The following is a 22,805-nucleotide window of genomic DNA, read 5'->3' as shown; positions in this document are numbered from 1 at the left end:
GTGAGCATACGCCTGTACAGGGCATCGAAATTGCTAACGCAACCTGAATCCGGGCTGCCGGGAACGGAACAGTCCGGCCTGCCGTTCCGGCGGCAGGTTCCCAAGCGCGACGAGGTGCGGCGCCTGTGCGAAGCCCCGCTGCACGGCGGCCTCCTTGGCGGCCCAGAGCGCGCGGACCGTGCCCTGCACCCCTTCCGGCGGATACCCGGCGATGATGTCCGCGGCGGCGGTGGCGGCCGCCAACGACCCGCCGGGCTCGCTGAGTTCGGTGACGAGCCCGATGGTGTGGGCGCGCTCGGCGGAGAGTCGTTCCGCGGTCCCCATGAGTGCCGTGCGCGCGGCTTCCCCGTGGGGCATGAGCAGCGCCATGAGCACCGACTCGTAGGCGCTGACCATGCCGTACGTGGTGTGCGGGTCGAAGAAGGTGGCGGCCGGGTCGGCGACGAGGAAGTCGCACTCGCCCAGCAGGTAGAAGGCGCCCCCGCAGGCCATCCCGTTCACCGCAGCGACGACCGGCTTCCAGAGGTCGTTGGACTTCGGGCCGACGTGCAGGAGCGGATCGTCGCTCATGTAGGGGGAGTTCGGCTGCGGGACCTCGGCGTCCCGGTCGAGGCCGGTGCAGAAGGCCCGCTCCCCGGCGCCGGTGAGCACGACCGCCCGTACGGAGTCGTCGAAGCGCAACTCCTGCCAGCAGGCGACGAGTTCGTCCCGCATGGGCAGGTCGATGGCGTTCAGCCGGTGCGGCCGGTCGAGGGTGACGACCGCGACGCCGGTGTCCTTGTCGGCGCCGACCCGCAGCCCGGTCATGACAGCACCCACTGCGGAAGCCCGTCGGAGAACACCGCGTGCACCCGGGCGCCGATCCGGATCCGGCCCGGATCGAGGGAGTCGAGCCGCGCCCCGGCCGCCGTGACCAGGTTCCCGACCAGCCGGATCCGCGGAGCCTCCTCCAGTTCCACCACGATCACGTTGTACGGCGCCTGCGCCGCGTAGTCGGGCAGGAGGGGCGGGTGGGGGACGACCCAGGACCAGATCCGGCCGCGCCCGGAGACCGGACGCCACTGTGTGCCGAAGGACTGGCAGTGCGGGCAGCAGGGGCGGGGCGGGAAGCGGACCTCGCCGCAGTCGGCGCAGGCCTGGACGCGGAGTTCGCCCTGGGCGGCGTACTGCCAGAAGGGGGCGCTGGTGGCGTCCTTCACCGGTTCGAGCATGTCAGCTCCTGTTGGTCAGCAGCAGGGCGGAGGTGGGTACGCCCTCGCCGGCGGTGACGAGGCAGGTGGTGGCGTCCGGGACCTGCGCGGTGCTGGTGCCGCGCAGTTGCCGGACGCCCTCGTCGATGAGGTTGAAGCCGTGCACGTACGCCTCGGAGAGGCCCCCGCCGCCGGTGTTGATGGGAAGCCGTCCGCCGATCTCCAGGGCGCCGCCCTCCGTGAAGGGGCCGCCCTCCCCGCGGCCGCAGAAGCCGTACCCCTCCAGGGAGAGCGGGACGAGGGAGGTGAACGCGTCGTAGATCTGGGCCACGTCGACGTCCTGCGGGGTGAGGTCGGCGTGCTTCCACAGGTGCCGGGCGGCCGTCCAGGCGGGGCCGGTGAGCGGGTCGTCGTTCCAGTAGTTGACCATGCCGTGGTGCTGGGCGGGCAGGCCCTGGGCGGCGGAGTGGACGTAGACGGGGGTGTTCGGGCAGTCCCGGGCGCGCTCCCGGCCGACCAGCACACAGGCCAGTGCCCCGTCCGTCTCCAGGCAGTTGTCGAAGAGGCACAGCGGCTCGCTGATCCAGCGGGAGGTCATGTACATCTCGCGGGTCAGGGGGCGGTCGTACATGATCGCGGCGGGGTTCTGGTTGGCGCGGTTGCGGCAGGCGAGGGCAACGTTGAAGAGGTGGTCGCGGGTTACGCCGTACTCGTGCATGTAGCGGCGGGTGAGCATGGCGATCTCGTCGGCGGGCCGGAGCAGGCCGAAGGGTCTCGTCCACTGGGCGGGGGTGGGCAGCTGGACGGTCGTGTTGGTCCAGGGGCGGGGGCCGGACCCGCGCTTGCGGGAACGCCAGGCGACGCCGACCGTGGCCTGGCCGCTCGCTATCGCCGCCGCGAGGTGGGCGACCGTGGCGCACGAACCGCCGCCGCCGTAGCCGACCTTGCTGAAGAAGGTGAGGTCACCGAGGCCGACGGCCTTCGCGAGCTCGACCTCGTCCGTCTCCTCCATGGTGTACGAGGCCAGGGCGTCGACCTCGCCGGGGGCGATCCCGGCGTCGTCGAGGGCGGCGACGACGGCCCGGCAGGCCAGGGTTCTCTCGTCCTCGGCGAGGTTCTTGGCGAAGGGGGTCCGGCCGATGCCCACGATCGCCGTGGCGTCCTTGAATGTCACGCTGCACGCACCTCCGCACACTGTGAGGCCTGCTGACAGCCCGTCAGGCTACAGCTAATCTGACGGGTAGTCAGCTAACGTGTTTCCGCTTTCGGGGAGGCCGATGTGGAGTGGCGGAGCATCCCGGAGCTGGTCCGCCGGGCGGCGCAGCGGTACGCCGACACGGAGGCGGTCGTGGAGGGCCGGAACCGCGTCACCTACGGCGAGTTGGGCGCCCGTGTGGAACGCGCGGCGGCCGCGTGCATCGCGGACGGCGTGCGTCCGGGCGACCGGGTGGCCGTCTGGGCCCCCAACTCCCTGGACTGGATGGTCTCGGCGCTCGGCGCGGTCTCGGCCGGTGCTGTCCTGGTGCCCCTCAACACCCGCTTCAAGGGCGCCGAGGCCGCGGACGTGCTGCGCAGGAGCGGGACCCGGCTGCTGTTCGTCACCGGGACCTTCCTCGGCACCTCCTACGTGGCGTCCCTGCGCCGGGCGCTCGCGGAGGGGCCGGGGCTGCCGGACCTGGAGCAGGTGGTGGTGCTCTCGGACGACGCCCCCGCCGACTACCGCACCTGGAAGGACTTCCTGGCGAGCGGGGACGGGGTGGGGGAGGCACAGGTGCGGGCACGCGCCGACGCCGTGGCCCCCGAGTGGCCCTCGGACATCGTGTTCACCTCCGGGACCACCGGCCGCCCCAAGGGCGCGGTGATCACCCACGAACAGACACTGCGGGCGTACGACGTCTGGTGCGAACTGGCCGGGTTGCGGCACGGCGACCGCTACCTGATCGTGAACCCCTTCTTCCACACCTTCGGCTACAAGGCCGGGGTGATCGCCTGTCTGATGCGCGGGGCGACGATGATCCCGCAACCGGTGTTCGACGTGGACACGGTCCTCGCCAACATCGCGGCGGAACGGGTCTCGGTGCTGCCCGGTCCGCCCACCCTCCACCAGTCCCTCCTGGACCACCCGGCGCGCACCTCCCACGACCTGTCCGCCCTGCGCCTGGTGGTGACCGGAGCGGCGGTGGTGCCGCTGCGGCTGGTCGAGCAACTGCACGGCGAACTGGGCGTGGAGACGGTCCTGACCGCGTACGGCCTCTCGGAGGCGAGCGGCATCGTGACGATGTGCCGGCGCGGTGACCCGCTGCCGGTGATCGCGTCGACCTCCGGTCGGGCCATCCCCGGCACCGAGGTGCGAGTCGAGGCCCCGCCCGGGCAGCCCGGCGAGGTCCTGGTCCGCGGCTTCAACGTCATGCGCGGCTACTACGAGGACGCGGCGGCCACCGCGGAGGCGGTCACGGAGGACGGCTGGCTGCGCACCGGTGACATCGGCGTCCTGGACGAGGCGGGCAACCTCCGCATCACCGACCGCCTGAAGGACATGTTCATCGTCGGCGGCTTCAACGCGTACCCGGCGGAGATCGAGCAACTGATCGGCCTGCACCCGGCGGTGGCCGACGTGGCGGTCGTCGGCGTGCCCGACGCGCGGCTCGGCGAGGTCGGCAAGGCGTACGTGGTCCGCCGCCCGGACGCGGTCCTGACCGCCGACGACCTGATCGCCTGGGCCCGCCGCGAGATGGCGAACTACAAGGTCCCGCGGACGGTGGAGTTCGTGTCACGGCTGCCCCGGAACGCGAGCGGCAAGGTGGTGAAGGGGGAGCTGCGCGGGTCCTGAAGAGTGCCCTTCGGCGGGCGCGGGTCCTGAGACGTGCTCGCCGGTCCGGCACGTGCTCCCCGGGAGGCGCCGGTCTGGCACGCGCTCCTCGGCAGGCGCCGGTCTGGCACGCGCTCCTCGGCAGGCGCAGTGCTGGCACGCGCCCCCCGCAAGCGCAGTGCTGGCACGCCCCCCCGCAGGCGCCGGTCCGGTACGTACTCCCCGGCAGGCGCCCGTGATGACACGCGCCCCCCGCAGGCGCCGGTCCGGCACGCGCCCCCCGACAGGCGCCGGTGCTGAACCGCCCCCCGGTACGCCTCGGCCGCGGCGGCTCCCCTCCGTGCCGCCGCGGCCGGTCCCCGTGCGGGAGAGGAGTCCGGTCAGACGGGCTCGTCCGTGGCGTGGATGTTGTCCGTGCCGGCCTCGGCCGTGCCCTCGTCCGCCTTGAGCGTGGTGGCCTTGAGGGGCTCGCTCGTCGCGTGGATGTTGTCCGTGCTCACCGGCGTGTCGTCCTCGACGTCGGTGGCGTGGATGTTGTCGGTGGTGTTCTCGTCGCTCATGGGACTGCCTCCCCGTTTCGGATGCCTGATCTGTTGCCCGGCCCGGCGACTCCCCCGAGGGTCGCCGGGCCGGCTGCTGACCGCTCACCGTAGTGCAACGGTCCAGGTCGACCCGTCTGCCCCCCGACGCGACGGAACGACAAGACGAGAGTGCCGGGCCGCGATAAACGAACGATGAACGTCCGCGCGCGGCCCCCCGCTAGGCGCTCCTATGCCAGTGCCAGCGGGGAGAGCAGGGCCCGCACCGAGTCCGCCTCCGGGGCGTCGAGGGCCTCGAACAGGTCCAGCGCCTCCCGCCAGCAGACCTGGGACCGGCCGGGCTGGCCGATGCCGCTCAGGGCGTGGCCGAGGACCACGAGGACGTTGGCCCGGCGCCAGTCGCCGCCGATGCCGCGCAGGACGGTCAGGGCCGTCTCGGCGTTCGAGGCGGCCTGCGCGGGCCGCCGGGCGGCCAGGTCGGCCTCCGCGAGACGGAACATCGACATGCCCTCCCACAGGCGCTGACGGCTGTCCTGGAACACCGTCAGTGCCTCCTGGAGGCGGGCGGTCGCCTCCGCCAGGCTGCCGTGCTGGGTGAGCGCGAGGCCCAGCGCGTACCGGGCGTTGGCGCCCTTGAGGGCGTGGCCCATGGCGTCGTACATCTCCATGCCCTGCCGGGCCAGGGAGACCGCGCTCTCGGTGCGGCCGCCCGCCAGGTGGATGCGCGAGAGGTTGCACAGGGCGCTCGCCTCGCCGGTGGGGTCGTCGCAGGCCCGGAAGCCCTCGATGGCCCGGGTGAGGTGGGCCTCGCCGTCGTCGTTGCGGCTCTGGTAGACCGCGATCACCCCGAGGATGTTGCTCGCCCAGCTGCCGGCCAGCGGATCGCCGGAGGCGACGGTCAGCTCGTGGGCGCGGGCGGCCTCCTCGTCGGCCAGGTCGAAGCGGCCGGTGACGCTGTGCGCGTAGGCCAGGGTGATCAGCGCCCGGGCCTCCGCCGCCGGGTCCCGGGCCTCCCGCGCGGCCTCGCGCAGGGCCGAGGCGACGCCCTCGTACTCCTTGGAGTTGGTGCCGGACTCCGCCAGGTCCACGGCGGCCCACAGGAGGTCGACCGCGCGCCGCAGGAACCCGGATCCGGCGGACTGGCGTACGCACGCGAGGAGCGACACCGCCTCCGCGTACAGCCAGTCCTGGGCCGCGTGCCGGTCGGCGAAGGTCAGTCCCGGGTACTCCGGGGTCGCCAGGTGGTCCACCAGCCGGTCCCCGGGCCGTTCGATCAGGTAGACGCCCGCGACGGTGGCCAGGTAGAAGTCGAGCAGCCGGGACAGGGCCGCCGCCCGCTCGCTGGGCGGCCACTCGTCGCGTTCGGCGCACGCACGCGCGTAGAGCCGTACGAGATCGTGGAACCGGTAGCGGCCGGGCGCCGCCGACTCCAGCAGCGAGGTGTCGACGAGGGCCTCCAGGAGGTCCTCGGTGTCCTCGACGGGCAGATCGAGCACGGCGGCCGCCGCGGCCAGGGAGATGTCCGGGCCGTCGGCGAGGCCCAGCAGCCGGAAGGCGCGGGCCTGGGCGGGCTCCAGCTGGCCGTAGCCGAGCTCGAAGGTGGCCTTCACGGCGAGGTCGCCGGCCTGGAGCTCGTCGAGGCGGCGCCGCTCGTCGGCGAGCTTGGCGGCGAGGACGGAGACCGTCCAGGTGCGGCGGGCCGCGAGGCGCGAGGCGGCGATGCGGATGGCGAGCGGGAGGAAGCCGCAGGCGGCGACCACGTCCAGGGCGGCCTTGCGCTCGGAGGCGACCCGCTCCTCGCCGACGATCCTGGTGAACAACTGGAGTGCCTCGTCGGGGGACATGACGTCCAGGTCGACCAGGTGGGCGCCGGCGAGGTCGACCATCCGCACCCGGGAGGTCACCAGGGCCGCGCAGCCCTCCGTGCCCGGCAGCAGGGGCCGTATCTGGGCCGCGTCGCGCGCGTTGTCGAGCAGGACGAGGACCCGGCGGCCGTCCAGGACCGAGCGGTACAGGGCGGCCCGCTCCTCCAGGGAGTCGGGGATCGCGGAGTCGGTGGTGCCGAGGGCCCGGAGGAAGGCGCCGAGGACCGTCTCCGGGTCGGCGGCCCGGGAGCCGGCGCCCTGGAGGTCGACGTAGAGCTGCCCGTCGGGGAAGGCGGAGCGGGCCTGGTGGGCCACGTGCACGGCCAGCGTGGTCTTGCCGACGCCGCCGATGCCGGCGAGGGCGGAGACCGCCATCACCCGGCCCTCGGAGCCGGAGGCGAGCACCTCGCTCAGTTCGGTGACGAAGGAGGCGCGGCCGGTGAAGTCCGGGACGGTGGCCGGGAGCTGGGCGGGCCGGACGGGGGCGGCGACCGGTTCGGGCCGCGGTGAGGAGGGTTCCGCGAGGCCGGGGTCGGCCTGGAGGATGCGCTGCTGGAGCTCGCGCAGGCCGCGGCGGGGGTCGACGCCGAGCTCGTCGGCGAGCAGGCGGCGGGTGTCGGCGTACACCGCGAGGGCCTCCGCCTGCCGGCCGCTGCGGTACAGGGCGAGCATCAGGAGTTCCCTGAACCGCTCGCGCAGGGGGTGCTCGGCGGTGAGGGCGGTGAGCTCGGAGACGGCCTCCGCGTGGCAGCCCTGCTCCAGGTCCATGTCCAGGCGGGACTCGAGGAGTTGCAGCCGCCACTCCTCCAGCCTGACGCGCTGCGCCTCGGCGTACGGTCCCGGCACGCCCGCGAGCACCTCGCCGTCCCACAGTGCCAGCGCCCGGGTCAGCACCTGGCGCGCGTGGCACAGGTCTCCGGCGCTCCTGGCCTTCTCCGCCTCGGTGGCGAGCTCCTGGGCGGCGGAGAGGTCCAGCGCGTCCTCGCCGAGCCCGCGGATCGCGTAGCCGCCGGACTCGCTGACCAGGATCCCGGGGTCGAGGATCTTGCGGAGCCGGGAGGCGTACGTGCGCACCGCGGCCAGGGCCTGGTCCGGCGGCTCCTCGCCCCACAGGGCGGAGATCAGCTCGGCGGCGGTCGCGGTACGGCCCCCGCGCAGCAGCAGGGCGGCGAGCAGGGCGCGTTGCTGGGGGGAGCCGGTGTTCAGCAGCTCCTCACCACGCCGGGCCCGCACCGGCCCGAGCACGCAGAAGCGCAGCGACGACGCCGTTTCCGGGGGTGCCTCGGTCACGGCCGGTGCCACAGGGCCCTCGGCCACCTTCACGGATCCCGTCTCGGGGCCCGCGGCCACCGCGGCCCCCGTGTCCTCCCCGGCCCCCGCCGAGGAGCCGGGACGCCTCTGCTCCGGCACTCGCGGTACACCGTCCATCGCCGTCCCCCTAGGGCCTGTTTACAACCCCGTCAGTCTGCCTTGTCCACGGCGGATGCGTCAGCTGTGGAGAGCGTGATCACAGGGGGACGCGCGCGATGTCACAAGGTCCTCACCCGCTCTCCGCACACTTCCGCACACGAACCCTCGTCATCGTCCACCGTTCACGGAGCTGACGGGCCGTCAGATCGGCGCTACCGTGAGCGCCATGGAGACCACGACGGCACTTCCGAAGATCATCTCCGTCGACGACCACACGGTGGAGCCCTCCGACGTCTGGCAGGCCCGGCTCCCGAAGAAGTACCTGGACATCGGCCCCCGCGTGGTCCGCGCCCCGCTCAAGGAGATCAGCTTCCTGGGCGGCCGCTTCAAGCCCGTGATGGGCGCCCCCGGTGACGACGGCCCGCTCGGCGACTGGTGGCTGTACGAGGGACTCCAGCGCCCCCTCACCCGCCTCGACACCGCGGTCGGCTACAGCAGGGACGAGATCAAGCTGGAGGTCATCACCTACGAACAGATGCGCCCCGGCTCCTACGACGTCCCGCAGCGCCTCGCCGACATGGACGTCAACCACGTCCAGTCCGCCCTCTGCTTCCCGACCTTCCCGCGCTTCTGCGGCCAGACCTTCACCGAGGCCGAGGACCACGACCTCGGCCTGCTGTGCGTGAAGGCGTACAACGACTGGATGGTGGAGGAGTGGTGCGGCCCCCAGGCACAGGGCCGGCTCATTCCGCTCACCCTCATCCCGCTCTGGGACGCCGAGTTGGCGGCCGCCGAGGTCCGCCGCAACGCCGCCCGCGGGGTGCGGGCCGTCGCCTTCTCCGAGATACCCCCGCACCTGGGCCTGCCCTCCGTCCACTCCGACGACTGGGACCCCTTCCTCGCCGCCTGCGACGAGACCGGCACGGTCGTCGCGATGCACATCGGCTCCAGCAGCCGTATGCCCTCCACCTCCGCCGACGCCCCGCCCGCCGTCGGCTCCACGATCACCTTCGCCAACTGCTGCTTCTCGATGGTCGACTGGCTGATGAGCGGCAAGTTCGAGCGCTTCCCGAACCTCAGGGTCATGTACGCCGAGGGCCAGATCGGCTGGATCCCCTACATCCTGGAGCGCGCCGACGTGGTCTGGGAGGAGAACCGCGGCTGGGGCGGCGTCGCCGACAAGGTCCACCGCCCGCCGTCCGAACTCTTCGCCGAGCACGTCTACGGCTGCTTCTTCGACGACGCGTTCGGCCTCAGGAACCTCGACGCCATCGGCGCCGGCAACGTCCTCTACGAGACCGACTACCCCCACTCCGACTCCACCTGGCCCAAGTCGAGGGAGGTCGGCGAGGCCCAGATGGGGCACCTGGACGCCGACGTGGTGGAGCGCATCGTCCGCGGCAACGCCATCGACCTGCTCGGGCTCACCCCGGACGGCCTCTGGGACGGCCCCCGGTGACCGCGTACGGCATCCAGCTCCCCGTCCAGTCCCAGAGCGCGATCTACGCCGAACCCTGGGAGGCCGGTGCCGGCCCCCAGGACCTCGTCGAGGTCGCCCGCGCGGCCGACCGCGCCGGCTTCGCGTACATCGCCGCCTGCGACCACGTGGCGATCCCGCGCCGCCTCGCGCCCGCGATGAGCACGGTCTGGTACGACCCGGTCGCCACCCTCGCCTTCCTGGCGGGCGTGACCGAACGGGCGAGGCTGCTCAGCCATGTGGCCGTCGTGGGACTGCGGCACCCGCTCCTCACCGCCAAGCAGTACGCCACCCTCGACCATCTCAGCGGCGGACGGCTGATCCTCGGTGTCGGGGCGGGGCACGTCCAGGAGGAGTTCGAGGCGCTCGGAGCCGACTTCGCCGGCCGCGGGGCCGTCCTCGACGAGTCCATCGACGCCCTGCGCAAGGCGCTGGGCCCCGAGGAGTACCCCGAACACCACGGCAAGCTCTACGACTTCGAGGGCCTCGGACAGCGGCCGAGACCCGCGCAGGCCCGTGTTCCGGTCTGGGTCGGGGGCTCCTCCCCGGCCGCCGTGCGCCGGGCCGCCCTCAAGGGCGACGGCTGGCTGCCCCAGGGCGACCCCCGGGACCGGCTGCCCGCACAGATCGAGCGGATACGGCGGCTGCGGGCCGAGGCGGGCGTCCAGGGACCGTTCACCGTCGGGGCCATCGCCGAGCCGCTTCACCTCGGCACACCCACGTGGGACGTCGGCCGCCGGACGCTCAGCGGCCCGCCCGACGCGCTCGCCGAGTCCCTGCGCGCCTACCGCGCGATGGGCGTGGACCAAATCCAGGTGCGGTTCCGCAGTCGCGACCGCGCCGAACTCGTCGACCAGATCTCGGCGTTCGGCGCCGACATCGCCCCCCACCTCTGAGGAGTCACCGCATGGGCAAGCTGGACGGACGTGTCGTCCTCGTCACCGGCGCGGCACGCGGGCAGGGGGAGCAGGAGGCCCGACTGTTCCGTCAGGAGGGCGCCGAGCTCGTCGTGGCCGACGTGCTGGACGAGCAGGGCAAGGCGCTCGCCGAGGAGATCGGGGCGCTGTACGTGCACCTCGACGTGGGCCGGGAGGCGGACTGGCAGCGTGCGGTGGAGGCCGCCGTCGAGGAGTACGGGCGGGTCGACGGACTCGTCAACAACGCCGGGATCCTGCGCTTCAACACCCTCCTGGACACCCCTCTCGCCGAGTTCATGCAGGTGGTGCAGGTCAACCAGGTCGGCTGCTTCCTCGGCATGAAGACTGTGGGGCCGGTCCTGTCCGACGGCGGCACGATCGTGAACACCGCCTCCTACACCGGCCTGACCGGGATGGCGGGCGTGGGAGCCTACGCCGCCTCCAAGCACGCGGTCCTCGGGCTCACCAGGGTCGCCGCCCTGGAGCTCGCGCCGCGCGGGATCAGGGTCAACGCCATGTGCCCCGGGGCCGTCGACACCGCGATGTCCAACCCGGCCGTCCTGGACCCGTCGGCGGACGGCGAGGAGGCCTCCCGGGGGCTCGACCGGTTCTACCGCAAGCTCGTGCCGCTCGGCCGGATCGGGCGGCCGCAGGAGGTGGCGGCGCTGGCGCTGTTCCTGACCTCGGCCGACTCCTCGTACATCACCGGGCAGCCGTTCGTGATCGACGGCGGCTGGCTGGCCGGGGTCTCCGTCATATGACCGGCACTATCTGACTGGCCATCAGCTATTGACCCTGTGTCCGCCCGGTGCCACAGTCGGCGGCAGATCCGCAATCTGACGGAGCGTCAGAAACAACTGGGGACGGTGAACCTCCTTGGAATTCGGGCTCTTTGTACAGGGATACGTGGGCAAGCGCGCCGAGACCGACCCGCTGGCCGAGCACAAGGCGCTGATGGAGGAGACCGAGTACGTCATCCAGGCGGACAAGTCCGGCTTCAAGTACGCCTGGGCGTCCGAGCACCACTTCCTGGAGGAGTACTCGCACCTCTCCGCCAACGACGTCTTCCTCGGGTACCTCGCGCACGCGACCGAGCGCATCCACCTCGGCTCCGGGATCTTCAATCCGCTGGCCCAGGTCAACCACCCCGTGAAGGTCGCCGAGAAGGTGGCCATGCTCGACCATCTCACCGAGAACCGCTTCGAGTTCGGCAGCGGGCGAGGGGCCGGGTCGCACGAGATCCTCGGGTTCATCCCCGGGGTGACCGACATGAACCACACCAAGGAGATCTGGGAAGAGACCATCGCCGAGTTCCCCAAGATGTGGCTCCAGGACGAGTACACCGGCTTCCAGGGCAAGCACTGGCAGCTCCCGCCGCGCAAGGTCCTGCCGAAGCCGTACGGCAAGTCGCACCCCGCGATGTGGTACGCCGCCGGATCGCCGCCGTCGTACGCCATGGCGGCCAGGAAGGGGCTCGGGGTGCTCGGCTTCAGCGTGCAGAAGGTCTCCGACATGGAGTGGGTCCTCGAGCAGTACAAGACGGCGATCGTGGACGCCGAGCCGATCGGGGACTTCGTCAACGACAACGTGATGGTGACGACCACGGCCATCTGCGCGCCGACGCACGCCGAAGCGATCGACATCGCGGTGCACGGGGGGCTGCACTACCTGCCCTCGCTGGTCTTCCGCTACCACGACACCTTCCCGCGGCCCGAGGGGTTCCCGGTGTGGCCGGAGACCCTGCCCGAGTACACCGCGGAGTTCGTCGAGGTGCTCATCGAGGAGGAGCTGCTGATCTGCGGGGACCCGGACGAGGTGGTCCGGCAGTGCAAGCGGTGGGAGCAGGCCGGGGCGGACCAGCTGAGCTTCGGGCTCCCGGTGGGAGTGCCGAAGGAGGAGACGCTTCAGACGATCCGGCTGATCGGGGAGCACGTGATTCCGAAGATCGACACGGATCCGGTGCACCGGACGACGCGGTTCCGGCAGGGGGCCTGAGCTTTCGTCGGCGGGTGCGGGTCCGTGGGGGGCTGGTCACGCAGTTCCCCGCGCCCCCGAGAACCCGCCGCAACCGGAGTCGAGGAGGCAGCGTTCATGCTCGATCACGTCATCAAAGGTGCGGCCGTCGTCGACGGGACCGGTGCGGCCGCCTTCACCGCTGACGTGGGGATACGGGACGGCCGTATCGCCGCGATCGGTGAGATCACCGAGGAAGCCCGCACCGCCGAGGACGCAACCGGGCTCGTCCTGGCCCCCGGGTTCGTCGATCCGCACACGCACTACGACGCCCAGCTGTTCTGGGACCCGTACGCGACCCCCTCCCTCAACCACGGGGTGACCACCGTCGCCGCCGGGAACTGCGGCTTCACGCTGGCCCCGCTGAACCCCTCCCGCCCCGAGGACGCCGACTACACGCGCCGCATGATGTCCAAGGTGGAGGGGATGTCGCTGGTCGCCCTGGAGGAAGGGGCGCCCTGGAGCTGGCATTCCTTCGGGGACTATCTCGACGCGCTCGAAGGGCGGATCGCCGTCAACGCCGGGTTCATGGTGGGACACTGCGCGCTGCGCCGGTACGTCATGGGGCCGGACGCCGTCGGCGGACAGCCCTCCGAGGAACAGCTCGCCCAGATGCTGCGGCTGTTCCACGAGGCCATGGACGCCGGGGCCTGGGGGTTCTCCACCACCCAGTCCTCCACGCACTCCGACGGCGACGGCAAGCCCGTCGCCTCCCGGCACGCGCTGCCCGCCGAACTCCTGGCACTGTCACGGGCGGTGGGGGAGCACGAGGGGACCCAGATCGAGGCCATCGTCGCCGGCTGTCTCGACCAGTTCAGCGACGCCGAGATCGAACTCTTCGTGGAGATGAGCGCGGCGGCCGGACGGCCCCTGAACTGGAACGTGCTCACCATCGACTCGGCCGTGCCGGAACGGGTGCCCAGGCAGCTGTTCGCGAGCGAACAGGCCCGGAAGGCGGGTGGCCGGGTCGTCGCCCTCACCATGCCGATCCTCACCCCGATGAACATGTCCCTGGGCACGTTCTGCGCGCTGAACCTCATCCCCGGCTGGGGTCCGGTGCTCGCCCTGCCCGTCCCCGAACGGATCGAGAAGCTGCGCGACCCGGACGTACAGAAGGAACTGCTCCGGCACTCCCAGTCCAAGGAGGCCGGCGTCTTCCGGCGGCTGACCAACTTCGGGCGGTACGTCATCGGGGACACCTACAGCGACACCAACCGCGGGCTCAGCGGCCGTGTCGTGGAGGACATCGCCGCCGAGCGCGGACAGGAGCCGTTCGCCACGCTCGTCGAGATCTGCGCGGCCGACTCGTTGCGCACGGTTCTGTGGCCCATGCCCACCGACAACGACCCGGCGTCCTGGGCGATGCGTGCCGAGGCCTGGCAGCACGAGGACGTCCTGCTCGGCGGGTCCGACGCGGGCGCGCACCTGGACCGGATGTGCGGGGCGCCGTACACGACCCGCTTCCTCGGGGACTGTCTGCGCGGGCGGAAGCTGACCTCGCTGGAACAGGCCGTGAAGATGCTCACCGACGACCCGGCCCGGCTGTTCGGGCTGCGGGAGCGCGGGCGGATCGAGGAGGGCTTCCATGCGGACCTCGTGCTCTTCGACCCGGAGCGGATCGCGGCGGGCCCGGCCACCCTGGTGCACGACCTGCCGGGAGACGGCCCCCGCCTGGACTCCAAGGCGATCGGCGTACGGGCCGTGTGGGTCAACGGCGTCGAGGCGATCCGCGACGACGTGGTGAGCGGAGCCGTGCCGGGCCGGGTGCTGCGGTCGGGGCGGGACACGCGGACGGTGAGCACCAGGTGAGTTCGCGGGAGGAGCAGGCGCTGTTCGTCGGCGGTGCATGGGTGGCTCCGGAGGCCGGTCACTACGCGGTGGTCGACCCGGCCACCGAGGAGACCGTCGGTTGGGCCCCGGAGGCCTCGCGGGATCAGGTGCACGCGGCCTGTGCCGCGGCCCGCGAGGCCTTCGGACCGTGGTCGCGCACGGCACCGGAGGAGCGGTCCGCCGTGCTGGCCCGTGCCGCCGACATCATCCGCGCCGGTCTTGTGCCCTACGCCGAACTCGCCCAGGCCGAGACGGGCGCGACCACGGGGGTGGCCCGTGGCATGCAGGTCGGTGTCGCCGCGGCCCGCTTCCGGCGGTACGCGCGGGTCGAACCGGCCGAGTGGGCGATCGAGCCGCAGGTCAACGAGGCCGGCCGTGGGGGCACCTCCCACGCCCTCAAGGCAGTGGGGGAGGGGAGGGCCGCGGTGATGGGGGCGCTGGCCGTCCGGCAGCCCGTCGGGGTGGTCACCTGCATCACCTCGTACAACAACCCGTGGGCCAACCCCGCCGGGAAGATCGCCCCGGCGCTCGCCATGGGCAACACCGTGGTGGTGAAACCCGCCCCGCAGGACCCCCTCTCCGTCTACCGCATGGCGCAGGCACTGGAGGCGGCCGGTGTGCCGCGCGGGGTGGTGAACGTGGTCGGCGGGCGTTCCGTGGAGGTCGGCGAGGCCGCCGTCGACTCACCGGACGTCGACATGGTCAGCTTCACCGGCTCCACGGCGGTCGGGCAGCGCATCGGCGAGGTGTGCGGGCGGTCCATGAAACGGCAGTTGATGGAGCTGGGCGGCAAGGGGGCGGCGCTCGTCTTCGAGGACGCGGACCTCGGATCGGCCGTCGCCGGCATCGGGACCACCTTCTCCTTCTACAGCGGACAGATCTGCACGGCACCGACGCGGGTGCTGGTGCAGCGAGGGGTCTACGACCGGCTGGTCGAGCAACTGACCGCCTACGCGGCCCGGTTGAAGGTCGGGGATCCGCGCGATCCCGGGACGGTCGTCGGACCGGTGATCTCTGCCGCGCACCGGGAGCGGGTGGAGTCGTACGTCGAACTCGGCCGCAAGGAGGGCGCGGTGGTCGTCACCGGCGGCGAACGCCCGGACCTCGACCGGGGTTTCTACGTCGCCCCCACCCTCCTCGCCGACTGCCGCCCCGACATGCGCGTGGTCCGTGAGGAGATCTTCGGCCCGGTCGTGACCGTGACGCCCTTCGACGACGAGGAGGAGGGCATCGCCCTCGCCGACGACAGCGACTACGGCCTGATCGACTACGTCTGGTCGGCGGACGTGGCCCGCGCCTTCCGCGTGGCACGGCGACTGAGGGCCGGGGGAGTCGGGGTCAACACGGTCGGCCGCAACATGGAGGCCCCGTTCGGAGGCTTCCGCCGGAGCGGGGTCGGACGCGACTGCGGGGTGTACGCGCTGCACGCGTACAGCGAGGTGCAGTCGATCGTCTGGCCGGGGTGAGACGGGTTTCGGGAGCGCGTGTTCGGCCAACTGGCCGGTAACCCGCGGGTGGCACCGTAGAGTCCCGGCCGGGGGGCGGCGAGTCCGACATCGCCGTACTGAAGACCAGTCAAGAACCCTTCCGGAGAACCGACTTGAAGCTCACCAAGCGCCTCACCCTGACCACCGCGGCCCTCGCCGCGACCGCCTTCCTCGGGACGACCGCAGGCAACGCGGCCACCGCGGACGCCCCGCCGAAGCCCGTGAAGGTCCCCGCGGCCCTCCAGGTGCCCGACGGCAACAAGCTGACCGGTGTGTACCCCGCCCGGGGCGTGCAGACCTACACCTGCACCGACGGTGCCTGGAAGCTCCTGGAGCCCGCCGCCACCCTCTCCGACCGGAGAGGCCGCACCGTGGCCCTGCACTCCCGCGGCCCCGTCTGGGTCTCCACCGTGGACGGCAGCGCGGTGAACGCCACGGCGATCGCCAACTCCCCCAAGACGGGCACCATCCCCGAACTCCTCCTCCAGGCCACCGCGACCCGGGGCACAGGCGTCTTCGGAGGCGTCTCCTACATACAGCGCCTCAACACCACCGGCGGCGTGGCCCCCACCACCGCCTGCACCGGCACGGACCAGGTGAGCGTGGCGTACACGGCGACGTACGCGTTCTACAAGCCGGCGAAGTGAGGCGCGTGCGCTTCTGAGCGGCGCGGCGGCCCCCTCCGCCCGGGGTCACCGCCGCGCCGCCCCTCACCTGTCCAGATCCACCCGCACGGTCAGCTGCCCCGCCCCTATCGCCCGCACGGCGGCGCTGTTCAGGAGGGGAAGGCCGCGCAGGCGTACGGCGGTGTCGTCGTCCGGCATCAGATGGGCGGTCCCGGTGTGCCACCGCCCCCGGATGCGCACCCTGACCCGGGGGTCGGCCTTGATGTTGCGGACGTACTGCGACCGCTCCCCGAACTCGGAGACCAGCCAGAACGAACCGCCGACCCGCCTGCCGCCCACCGGGGTCCGGCGGGGCAGGCCCGAGGTGCGGCCGGTGGTCTCCAGGACGGTCTGCAGGGGCAGTCGGCGCATGACGGGGTTGATCAGGCGCTGAACGGCCCTGGCGGCACGGTACTTGCGCTCGGCGTCGCGGGACATGGGCGGTGAGACTCCTGTCTCTCGTCTTCCGTAACCTGACCGGCGGCCCCGATGATCTCAGGGTGCTGCCGGTCGGACGAAGGGTGTCGGCGATGCGCGTGGTGACCTGGAACCTCTGGTGGCGCTTCGGCCCGTGGGAGGAACGCCAGAAGGCCATCCTCTCGGTGCTGCGCGAACTGCGGCCGGATGTGGTCGGCCTCCAGGAGGTGTGGTCGGCGGGCACCGAGAACCTCGCGCAGTGGCTCGCCGGCGAACTGGGCCTGCACTGGGCGTGGGCCGCGTCGCCCGCCTCGGAGCGCTGGCAGCGCCGGATCGGCGACCCGGGAGTGGAGGTCGGCAACGCGGTACTGAGTCGCTGGCCGGTGATCGACCGGGCAGTCCTCAGACTCCCCGCCCCGGACGACCTGGACGACGGCCGCCTCGCCTTCCACACCCGTCTGGCAGGCCCTTCCTGTGAGATCCCCTTCTTCACCACCCACCTCACCTCGGCCCCCACGGCCTCGGCGGTCCGCTGCCAACAGGTCACCGCCCTGGCCGAGTTCGTGGCCGCGCACCGCTCCGGCACCGATTTCCCCCCGGTGATCACCGGCGACTTCAACGCCTGGCCCGACTCCGACGAGGTCCGCCTCTTCGGCGGCTACAAAACGGCCCCGGCCGCCCCAAGCCAACTCTTCCTGGACGCCTGGGAGTACGCGGATCCCACGGCCGCCTCGGCGACCTGGGACCCGGCGAACCCGTACGTCCGTGTCGACCCGCCGGTCCGCATCGACTACATCCACGTCGGCCCACCGGGCCCTTCGGGACTGGGCCACGTCCTGGACGTCCGACGCGCGGGGGACGGCCCGGTGGGCGGGGTGTGGCCGTCGGACCACATGGCGGTGGTGGCGGATCTGGCGGACGGGTCAGAGTGACTCGAGGAGCAAACGATGGGCGTCTACGTGTCGGTCAGAGGCTGGCTGGAGTGCGACGAGCAACAACTCGCCGCAGCCCAGGAGATCATCTCGTTCCACGAAGACGGTCACTACTCCCACGGATGGGGCACACCCCGCCGGCACGTGAACTGGACCCATTACCTCTTCTACGGCGCCGACATCCGCGAGTCGGGCCTGGACTGGCTCGTTCACCAGATCCGGGAGATGGCGCGGATCCCGGCCAACGAGGACGGGGACCACGTCAGTGGCCTGTTCCTTGCGAGCCACGAGAGGGACGGCACGACGGAATGGCAGGTCCGGGAGGGCGAACTCTTCATCTCTCCGGGCGACGGCAGACACCGCTACCTCGCCGGATGACCGCCCGAGTCATTCGCCCCGCTCCTCCCCCGTGAACACCCTGATCAAGCCGTGCGGCGCGTCGTCGCCGAACATCAGGGCGAAGAGTTCCGTGCCCTCGGTGGCGGTTTCCGCGCTGCGGGGGAACATGGCGTGCTCGTGCTGCGTGAGCGCGGTCTCGATGTCGTCGGGGTGGGCCGCGAGGGCCTGGGCGAGTTCCGCGCCGTCGAGCATGGCGAGGTTGGCGCCCTCGCCGTTCGGGGCGGCGACATGGGCGGCGTCGCCGATCAGGGTCACCCCCGGCACCCGCTCCCACCGGTGCTCGACGGGCAGGGCGCTGAAGGGGCGCAGCACCGGTGCGGTGTCGGCGTCGGTGATCAGCGCGGTGAGTTCCGGTGCCCAGCCGTCGAACTCCCGCGCGATCCGTGCGACGGCCTCGGCGGTGTCGGAGAAGTCGATGTCCGCGAACCACTCCCGCGGCCGGGCGAGCATCACGTACGTGTGCAGGTTGCCGCCCCGCTCCCGGTGCGTCACGAAGCCCTTGCCCGGCGCCAGCACGAACAGCGCCCCTGTGCCGACCACCTTCGCGCTGGCCGGGTGCCGGATGTCGGCGTCGTGCAGGTACACCTCCACGCAGGACATGCCGGTGTACGCGGGCTTCGCGGGCGAGAGCAGCGGCCGTACCCGGGACCATGCCCCGTCAGCCCCCACCAGAAGGCCGGTGTCGACCGAGGTGCCGTCGGTGAACGTCACCTCGTGCCGGCCCCCGCCGAGCGTCCGGACGCCGCTGACCTTGTGGCCCCAGCGGACCGTGCCGGCGGGCAGCGAGTCCAGCAGGAGCTGCCGCAGTTCACCGCGCTGCACCTCGGGGCGGCCGCCGGTGCCGTCGTCGGCCTTGTCGAACAGCACGGTTCCGTCCCGGTCGACCAGCCGTGTCGCCTCACGGCCCTCCAGGACAAGACCGCGGAACTCCTCCATCAGGCCGGCCGCCCGGAGGGCCAACTGCCCGTTGTAGTCGTGGATGTCGAGCATTCCGCCCTGCGCACGCGCCGTCGGTGAGGTCTCCGCCTCGTACACGGTGGCGGGGATGCCGTGGACGTGCAGGACGCGGGCGAGCGTGAGGCCGCCGAGTCCGGCGCCGATGATCGTGACTGGGCTGGTGGTCATGGTGGCTCCTTCGGGAGGGGGCCTGCCGGTGAGTTCCGGCGGCCGTCTCCGGCAAGGTTCCGGGCCCCCGTCGACAGACCTCCGACAAGCGGACCCACACCCCCGACAGACGGCCTACGGCTCACGGACAGGCCGCCTACAGCCCACGGACCCTCCCCGCGCAATGCCGACCAGTCGGTATGGACATCGCCGCCCCGGCCCGGTACAGATGCACCATGCGTATTTCCGTGACGATCTTCCTCACCGACGAGACCATCACCCCGACCCGGCTCGCCCGTGAGCTGGAGGCGCGGGGCTTCGCCGGGCTGTACCTGCCCGAGCACACCCACATCCCCGTCGAGCGGGTCACCCCGTACCCCGCGGGCGGCGACCTGCCGCGCGAGTACGGCCGTACCCTCGACCCCTTCGTCGCGCTCGGCCAGGCCGCCGCCGTCACCGAGCGGCTCGGCCTCGGCACCGGCATCACGCTCGTCGCCCAGCACGACCCGATCGACCTCGCCAAGCAGATCGCCACCCTCGACCACCTCTCCGGCGGCCGGTTCACGCTCGGGCTCGGGTTCGGGTGGAACGTGGAGGAGGCCGCCGACCACGGCGTCGAGTGGCGTACCCGGCGCGAGCTCGTGCGGGACCGGATGGCGCTCATGCACGCCCTGTGGGCGGACGAACCGACCGCCTACGAAGGGGAGTTCGGGAGCGTCAGGGCCAGTCACGCCTTCCCGAAGCCCGTGCGGAAGCGGACCCTGGTGGGCGGCGCCGCGGGCCCCAAGCTGTTCTCCCACATCTGCGAGTACGCCGACGGGTGGCTGCCGATCGGCGGCCGCGGCCTCACCGAGTCCCTGCCCGTGCTGCGCACCGCCTGGGCGGACGCGGGCCGCGACCCGGGCGCCCTCCAGGTCGTCCCGTACGCCGTCCTGCCCACCCCCGGCAAGCTCGCCCACTACGCCGAGCTGGGCATCGAGGAGGTCGTGCTCCAGCTGCCGCCGGCGGGGGAGGGCGAGGTGCTGAAGGCGCTCGACGAATATGACCGTTATGTCCAGGACGGTACCGGCACTGTGTGACATCCCCCGACAGGGCGGCACCCCTGCCCTGATCACACCGCTCGTATGCTCGAAGGATGACGACCTCCGCGACCTCCGGAACCGGCCCCACCGAGAACTCCATGCGTCGCGCTCTCAAACGTGCCCGGGACGGCGTCGCCCTCGACGTCTTCGAGGCCGCGGTGCTGCTCCAGGCCCGCGGCCCGGCCCTGGACGACCTCACCGCCTCCGCCGCCCGGGTCAGGGACGCGGGCCTCGCGCAGGCGGGCCGCCCCGGTGTCATCACGTACTCGAAGAGCGTCTTCATCCCGCTGACCCGGCTGTGCCGGGACAAGTGCCACTACTGCACCTTCGTGACCGTGCCCGGCAAGCTCCGCCGGGCCGGCCACGGGATGTTCATGTCCCCCGACGAGGTCCTCGACGTGGCCCGCAAGGGCGCCGCGCTGGGCTGCAAGGAAGCCCTCATCACCCTCGGCGACAAGCCCGAGGACCGCTGGCCGGAGGCCAGGGAGTGGCTGGACGCGCACGGCTACGACGACACCATCGCCTACGTCCGGGCCATCTCCGTCCGCATCCTGGAGGAGACGGGCCTGCTGCCCCACCTCAACCCGGGCGTGCTGTCCTGGACCGACTTCCAGCGGCTCAAGCCGGTCGCGCCGAGCATGGGCATGATGCTGGAGACGACCGCCGAGCGGCTGTGGTCCGAGCCCGGCGGCCCGCACCACGGCTCCCCGGACAAGGAACCCGCCGTACGGCTGCGGGTGCTGGAGGACGCGGGCCGTTCCTCCGTGCCCTTCACCTCCGGCATCCTCATCGGGATCGGGGAGACGTACGAGGAGCGCGCCGAGTCCCTGTTCGCGCTCCGGCGCACCGCGCGGTCGTACCACAGCATCCAGGAACTGATCATCCAGAACTTCCGCGCCAAGCCCGACACCGCGATGCGCGGCATGCCGGACGCGGAGCTCGACGAACTGGTCGCCGCGGTGGCCGTCGCCCGCCTCATCATGGGCCCGGCCGCCAACATCCAGGCCCCGCCGAACCTCGTCGACAGCGAGTACGAGCGCCTGATCGGGGCCGGGATCGACGACTGGGGCGGGGTCAGCCCGCTCACCATCGACCACGTGAACCCCGAGCGCCCCTGGCCGCAGATCGAGGAGCTGACCGAGCGCTCGCGCGCCGCCGGGTTCGAACTGCGGGAACGCCTGTGCGTGTACCCCGAGTTCGTCCAGCGCGGCGAGCCCTGGCTGGACCCGAGGCTGCGCCCGCACGTGGCCGCGCTGGCCGACCCGGAGACGGGCCTCGCCCGCCCCGACGCGCTTCCGCAGGGGCTGCCCTGGCAGGAGCCCGAGGAGGTCTTCGTGGCCACCGGCCGCACCGACCTGCACGCCTCCATCGACACCGAGGGCCGTACGTCCGACCGCCGTGACGACTTCGACGAGGTCTACGGCGACTGGGGCGCCCTGCGCGAGGCGGCCGCCCCCGGCATGGTGCCCGAGCGCATCGACACGGACGTACGGGACGCGCTGCGGACCGCCGCCGACGATCCCACGAGGCTGACCGACGAGGAGGCCCTCGCGCTGCTGCACGCCGACGGCCCGGCCCTGGACGCGCTGACCCGGATCGCCGACGACGTCCGCAGGTCGGCGGTCGGCGACGACGTGACGTACATCGTCACGCGGAACATCAACTTCACCAACGTCTGCTACACCGGCTGCCGGTTCTGCGCCTTCGCCCAGCGGCGCACCGACGCCGACGCCTACACGCTCTCCCTCGACCAGGTGGCCGACCGTGCCCAACAGGCCTGGGAGGTGGGCGCGGTGGAGGTCTGCATGCAGGGCGGGATCCATCCGGACCTGCCCGGGACGGCGTACTTCGACATAGCGAGGGCGGTCAAGTCCCGCGTCCCCGGCATGCATGTGCACGCCTTCTCGCCGATGGAGGTCGTCAACGGCGCGACCCGCACCGGCCTGTCGATCCGCGAGTGGCTGACCGCCGCCAAGGAGGCCGGGCTGGACTCCATCCCCGGCACGGCCGCCGAGATCCTCGACGACGAGGTCCGCTGGGTGCTGACCAAGGGCAAGCTGCCGACGGCGACCTGGATCGAGGTGATCGAGACCGCGCACGAGGTCGGCCTGCGGTCCTCCTCGACGATGATGTACGGCCATGTCGACCAGCCCCGCCACTGGCTGGGCCACCTGCGCACCCTGGCCGGCATCCAGCAACGCACGGGCGGCTTCACGGAGTTCGTGACGCTCCCCTTCATCCACACCAACGCCCCGGTGTACCTGGCCGGCATCGCCCGGCCCGGCCCGTCGATGCGGGACAACCGGGCGGTCACGGCGATGGCGAGGCTGCTCCTGCACCCGTACATCCCGAACATCCAGACCAGCTGGGTCAAGCTCGGCACCGAGGGCGCGGCCGAGATGCTCCGCTCCGGCGCCAACGACCTGGGCGGCACGCTGATGGAGGAGACGATCTCGCGGATGGCGGGATCGTCGTACGGCTCGTACAAGTCGGTGAAGGACCTGATCGCGGTGGCGGAGGCGGCGGGACGTCCCGCACGTCCGCGCACCACGCTGTACGGGCAGGTGCCACAGGAGCGCCAGAGGGCGGCGCAGGTCTCCGACGGGCACCTGCCTCAACTGCTGCCGGTGCTGGACTGAGCGTCGGCCGGGACGGGTGCCGAGACGGGG

The 22,805-nt window shown here is 72.1% G+C and carries 19 protein-coding genes; 12 read left to right on the top strand and 7 right to left on the bottom strand.

Going from position 1 to position 22,805, the window contains the following annotated elements; all coding sequences use genetic code 11:
* Positions 1-33: 33 nt before the first annotated feature.
* The 3 genes from M2163_RS23060 to M2163_RS23050 are packed head-to-tail and all read right to left on the bottom strand — an operon-like array spanning position 34 to position 2,364.
* Positions 34-807 carry an enoyl-CoA hydratase/isomerase family protein gene (locus M2163_RS23060; RefSeq protein WP_280850919.1) on the bottom strand — a complete coding sequence of 258 codons (774 nt, stop codon included), beginning with the start codon at positions 805-807 and terminating at the stop codon, positions 34-36.
* Positions 804-1,211, bottom strand: coding sequence for a Zn-ribbon domain-containing OB-fold protein (locus M2163_RS23055; protein WP_280850920.1), 408 nt, complete (start codon positions 1,209-1,211; stop codon positions 804-806). The genes M2163_RS23060 and M2163_RS23055 overlap by 4 nt, the downstream gene beginning before the upstream one ends.
* A 1-nt stretch (position 1,212) precedes the next feature.
* Positions 1,213-2,364 (bottom strand): lipid-transfer protein, encoded by a 1,152-nt coding sequence (locus M2163_RS23050; protein ID WP_280894898.1) that lies wholly within the window; start codon positions 2,362-2,364, stop codon positions 1,213-1,215.
* A 105-nt stretch (positions 2,365-2,469) separates the two neighbouring features.
* Between M2163_RS23050 and M2163_RS23045 the strand changes: the two genes are divergently transcribed.
* Positions 2,470-4,020, top strand: a complete 1,551-nt coding sequence (locus M2163_RS23045) for a FadD3 family acyl-CoA ligase (RefSeq protein ID WP_280894897.1) — start codon at positions 2,470-2,472, stop codon at positions 4,018-4,020.
* Positions 4,021-4,379: 359 nt separating this feature from the next.
* On the opposite strand, the gene M2163_RS23040 is transcribed toward M2163_RS23045, so the two are convergent.
* Positions 4,380-4,559, bottom strand: coding sequence for a hypothetical protein (locus M2163_RS23040; protein WP_280894896.1), 180 nt, complete (start codon positions 4,557-4,559; stop codon positions 4,380-4,382).
* Between the two features lie 209 nt (positions 4,560-4,768).
* Entirely contained in the window at positions 4,769-7,831 is a 3,063-nt protein-coding gene (locus M2163_RS23035; protein WP_280894895.1) for a BTAD domain-containing putative transcriptional regulator, read from the bottom strand.
* Positions 7,832-8,030: 199 nt separating this feature from the next.
* On the opposite strand from M2163_RS23035, the gene M2163_RS23030 reads away from it, so the two are divergent.
* From M2163_RS23030 to M2163_RS23000, 7 genes are all read left to right on the top strand, one after another.
* Positions 8,031-9,272, top strand: a complete 1,242-nt coding sequence (locus tag M2163_RS23030) for an amidohydrolase family protein (protein ID WP_280894894.1) — start codon at positions 8,031-8,033, stop codon at positions 9,270-9,272.
* Positions 9,269-10,186 carry an LLM class F420-dependent oxidoreductase gene (locus M2163_RS23025; protein WP_280894893.1) on the top strand — a complete coding sequence of 306 codons (918 nt, stop codon included), beginning with the start codon at positions 9,269-9,271 and terminating at the stop codon, positions 10,184-10,186. The genes M2163_RS23030 and M2163_RS23025 overlap by 4 nt, the downstream gene beginning before the upstream one ends.
* A gap of 11 nt (positions 10,187-10,197) precedes the next feature.
* The gene (locus M2163_RS23020) at positions 10,198-10,968 is read left to right on the top strand and encodes an SDR family oxidoreductase (RefSeq protein ID WP_280894892.1); all 771 of its coding nucleotides are present in this window, start codon (positions 10,198-10,200) and stop codon (positions 10,966-10,968) included.
* A gap of 115 nt (positions 10,969-11,083) precedes the next feature.
* Positions 11,084-12,202, top strand: a complete 1,119-nt coding sequence (locus M2163_RS23015) for an LLM class flavin-dependent oxidoreductase (RefSeq protein ID WP_348540953.1) — start codon at positions 11,084-11,086, stop codon at positions 12,200-12,202.
* A 96-nt stretch (positions 12,203-12,298) separates the two neighbouring features.
* Complete coding sequence (locus tag M2163_RS23010; RefSeq protein ID WP_280894891.1) at positions 12,299-14,029, top strand: D-aminoacylase; 1,731 nt, start codon at positions 12,299-12,301, stop codon at positions 14,027-14,029.
* Positions 14,026-15,516 (top strand): aldehyde dehydrogenase family protein, encoded by a 1,491-nt coding sequence (locus M2163_RS23005; RefSeq protein ID WP_280850931.1) that lies wholly within the window; start codon positions 14,026-14,028, stop codon positions 15,514-15,516. Before M2163_RS23010 ends, M2163_RS23005 begins: the two co-directional genes overlap by 4 nt.
* Positions 15,517-15,650: 134 nt before the next feature.
* Positions 15,651-16,184, top strand: a complete 534-nt coding sequence (locus M2163_RS23000) for a DUF3455 domain-containing protein (protein ID WP_280850932.1) — start codon at positions 15,651-15,653, stop codon at positions 16,182-16,184.
* Positions 16,185-16,247: 63 nt separating this feature from the next.
* Here the strand turns inward: M2163_RS23000 and M2163_RS22995 are convergent, their stop codons facing one another.
* Positions 16,248-16,640: a nitroreductase/quinone reductase family protein gene (locus M2163_RS22995; protein ID WP_280850933.1), complete on the bottom strand. Its 393-nt coding sequence runs from the start codon at positions 16,638-16,640 to the stop codon at positions 16,248-16,250.
* Between the two features lie 92 nt (positions 16,641-16,732).
* Between M2163_RS22995 and M2163_RS22990 the strand changes: the two genes are divergently transcribed.
* On the top strand, positions 16,733-17,551 hold the full coding sequence (locus M2163_RS22990) for an endonuclease/exonuclease/phosphatase family protein (protein ID WP_280897297.1): 819 nt from the start codon (positions 16,733-16,735) through the stop codon (positions 17,549-17,551).
* A 15-nt stretch (positions 17,552-17,566) separates the two neighbouring features.
* Positions 17,567-17,929 carry a hypothetical protein gene (locus tag M2163_RS22985; protein ID WP_280850934.1) on the top strand — a complete coding sequence of 121 codons (363 nt, stop codon included), beginning with the start codon at positions 17,567-17,569 and terminating at the stop codon, positions 17,927-17,929.
* A 9-nt stretch (positions 17,930-17,938) separates the two neighbouring features.
* On the opposite strand, the gene M2163_RS22980 is transcribed toward M2163_RS22985, so the two are convergent.
* Positions 17,939-19,075, bottom strand: a complete 1,137-nt coding sequence (locus M2163_RS22980; protein WP_280894890.1) for an NAD(P)/FAD-dependent oxidoreductase — start codon at positions 19,073-19,075, stop codon at positions 17,939-17,941.
* A gap of 215 nt (positions 19,076-19,290) precedes the next feature.
* On the opposite strand from M2163_RS22980, the gene M2163_RS22975 reads away from it, so the two are divergent.
* Together M2163_RS22975 and M2163_RS22970 are read left to right on the top strand one after the other, a co-directional pair.
* Positions 19,291-20,133 (top strand): LLM class F420-dependent oxidoreductase, encoded by an 843-nt coding sequence (locus tag M2163_RS22975; protein ID WP_280894889.1) that lies wholly within the window; start codon positions 19,291-19,293, stop codon positions 20,131-20,133.
* 56 nt (positions 20,134-20,189) lie between these two features.
* The gene (locus M2163_RS22970; protein WP_280894888.1) at positions 20,190-22,775 is read left to right on the top strand and encodes a bifunctional FO biosynthesis protein CofGH; all 2,586 of its coding nucleotides are present in this window, start codon (positions 20,190-20,192) and stop codon (positions 22,773-22,775) included.
* Positions 22,776-22,805 lie beyond the last annotated feature (30 nt).

This window comes from Streptomyces sp. SAI-135, from assembly GCF_029893805.1.
In the GTDB taxonomy this organism is placed as follows: Bacteria; Actinomycetota; Actinomycetes; order Streptomycetales; family Streptomycetaceae; genus Streptomyces.
Note: the sequence above shows the minus strand (reverse complement) of the source record. Positions and strands in the feature narration are given on the sequence as shown.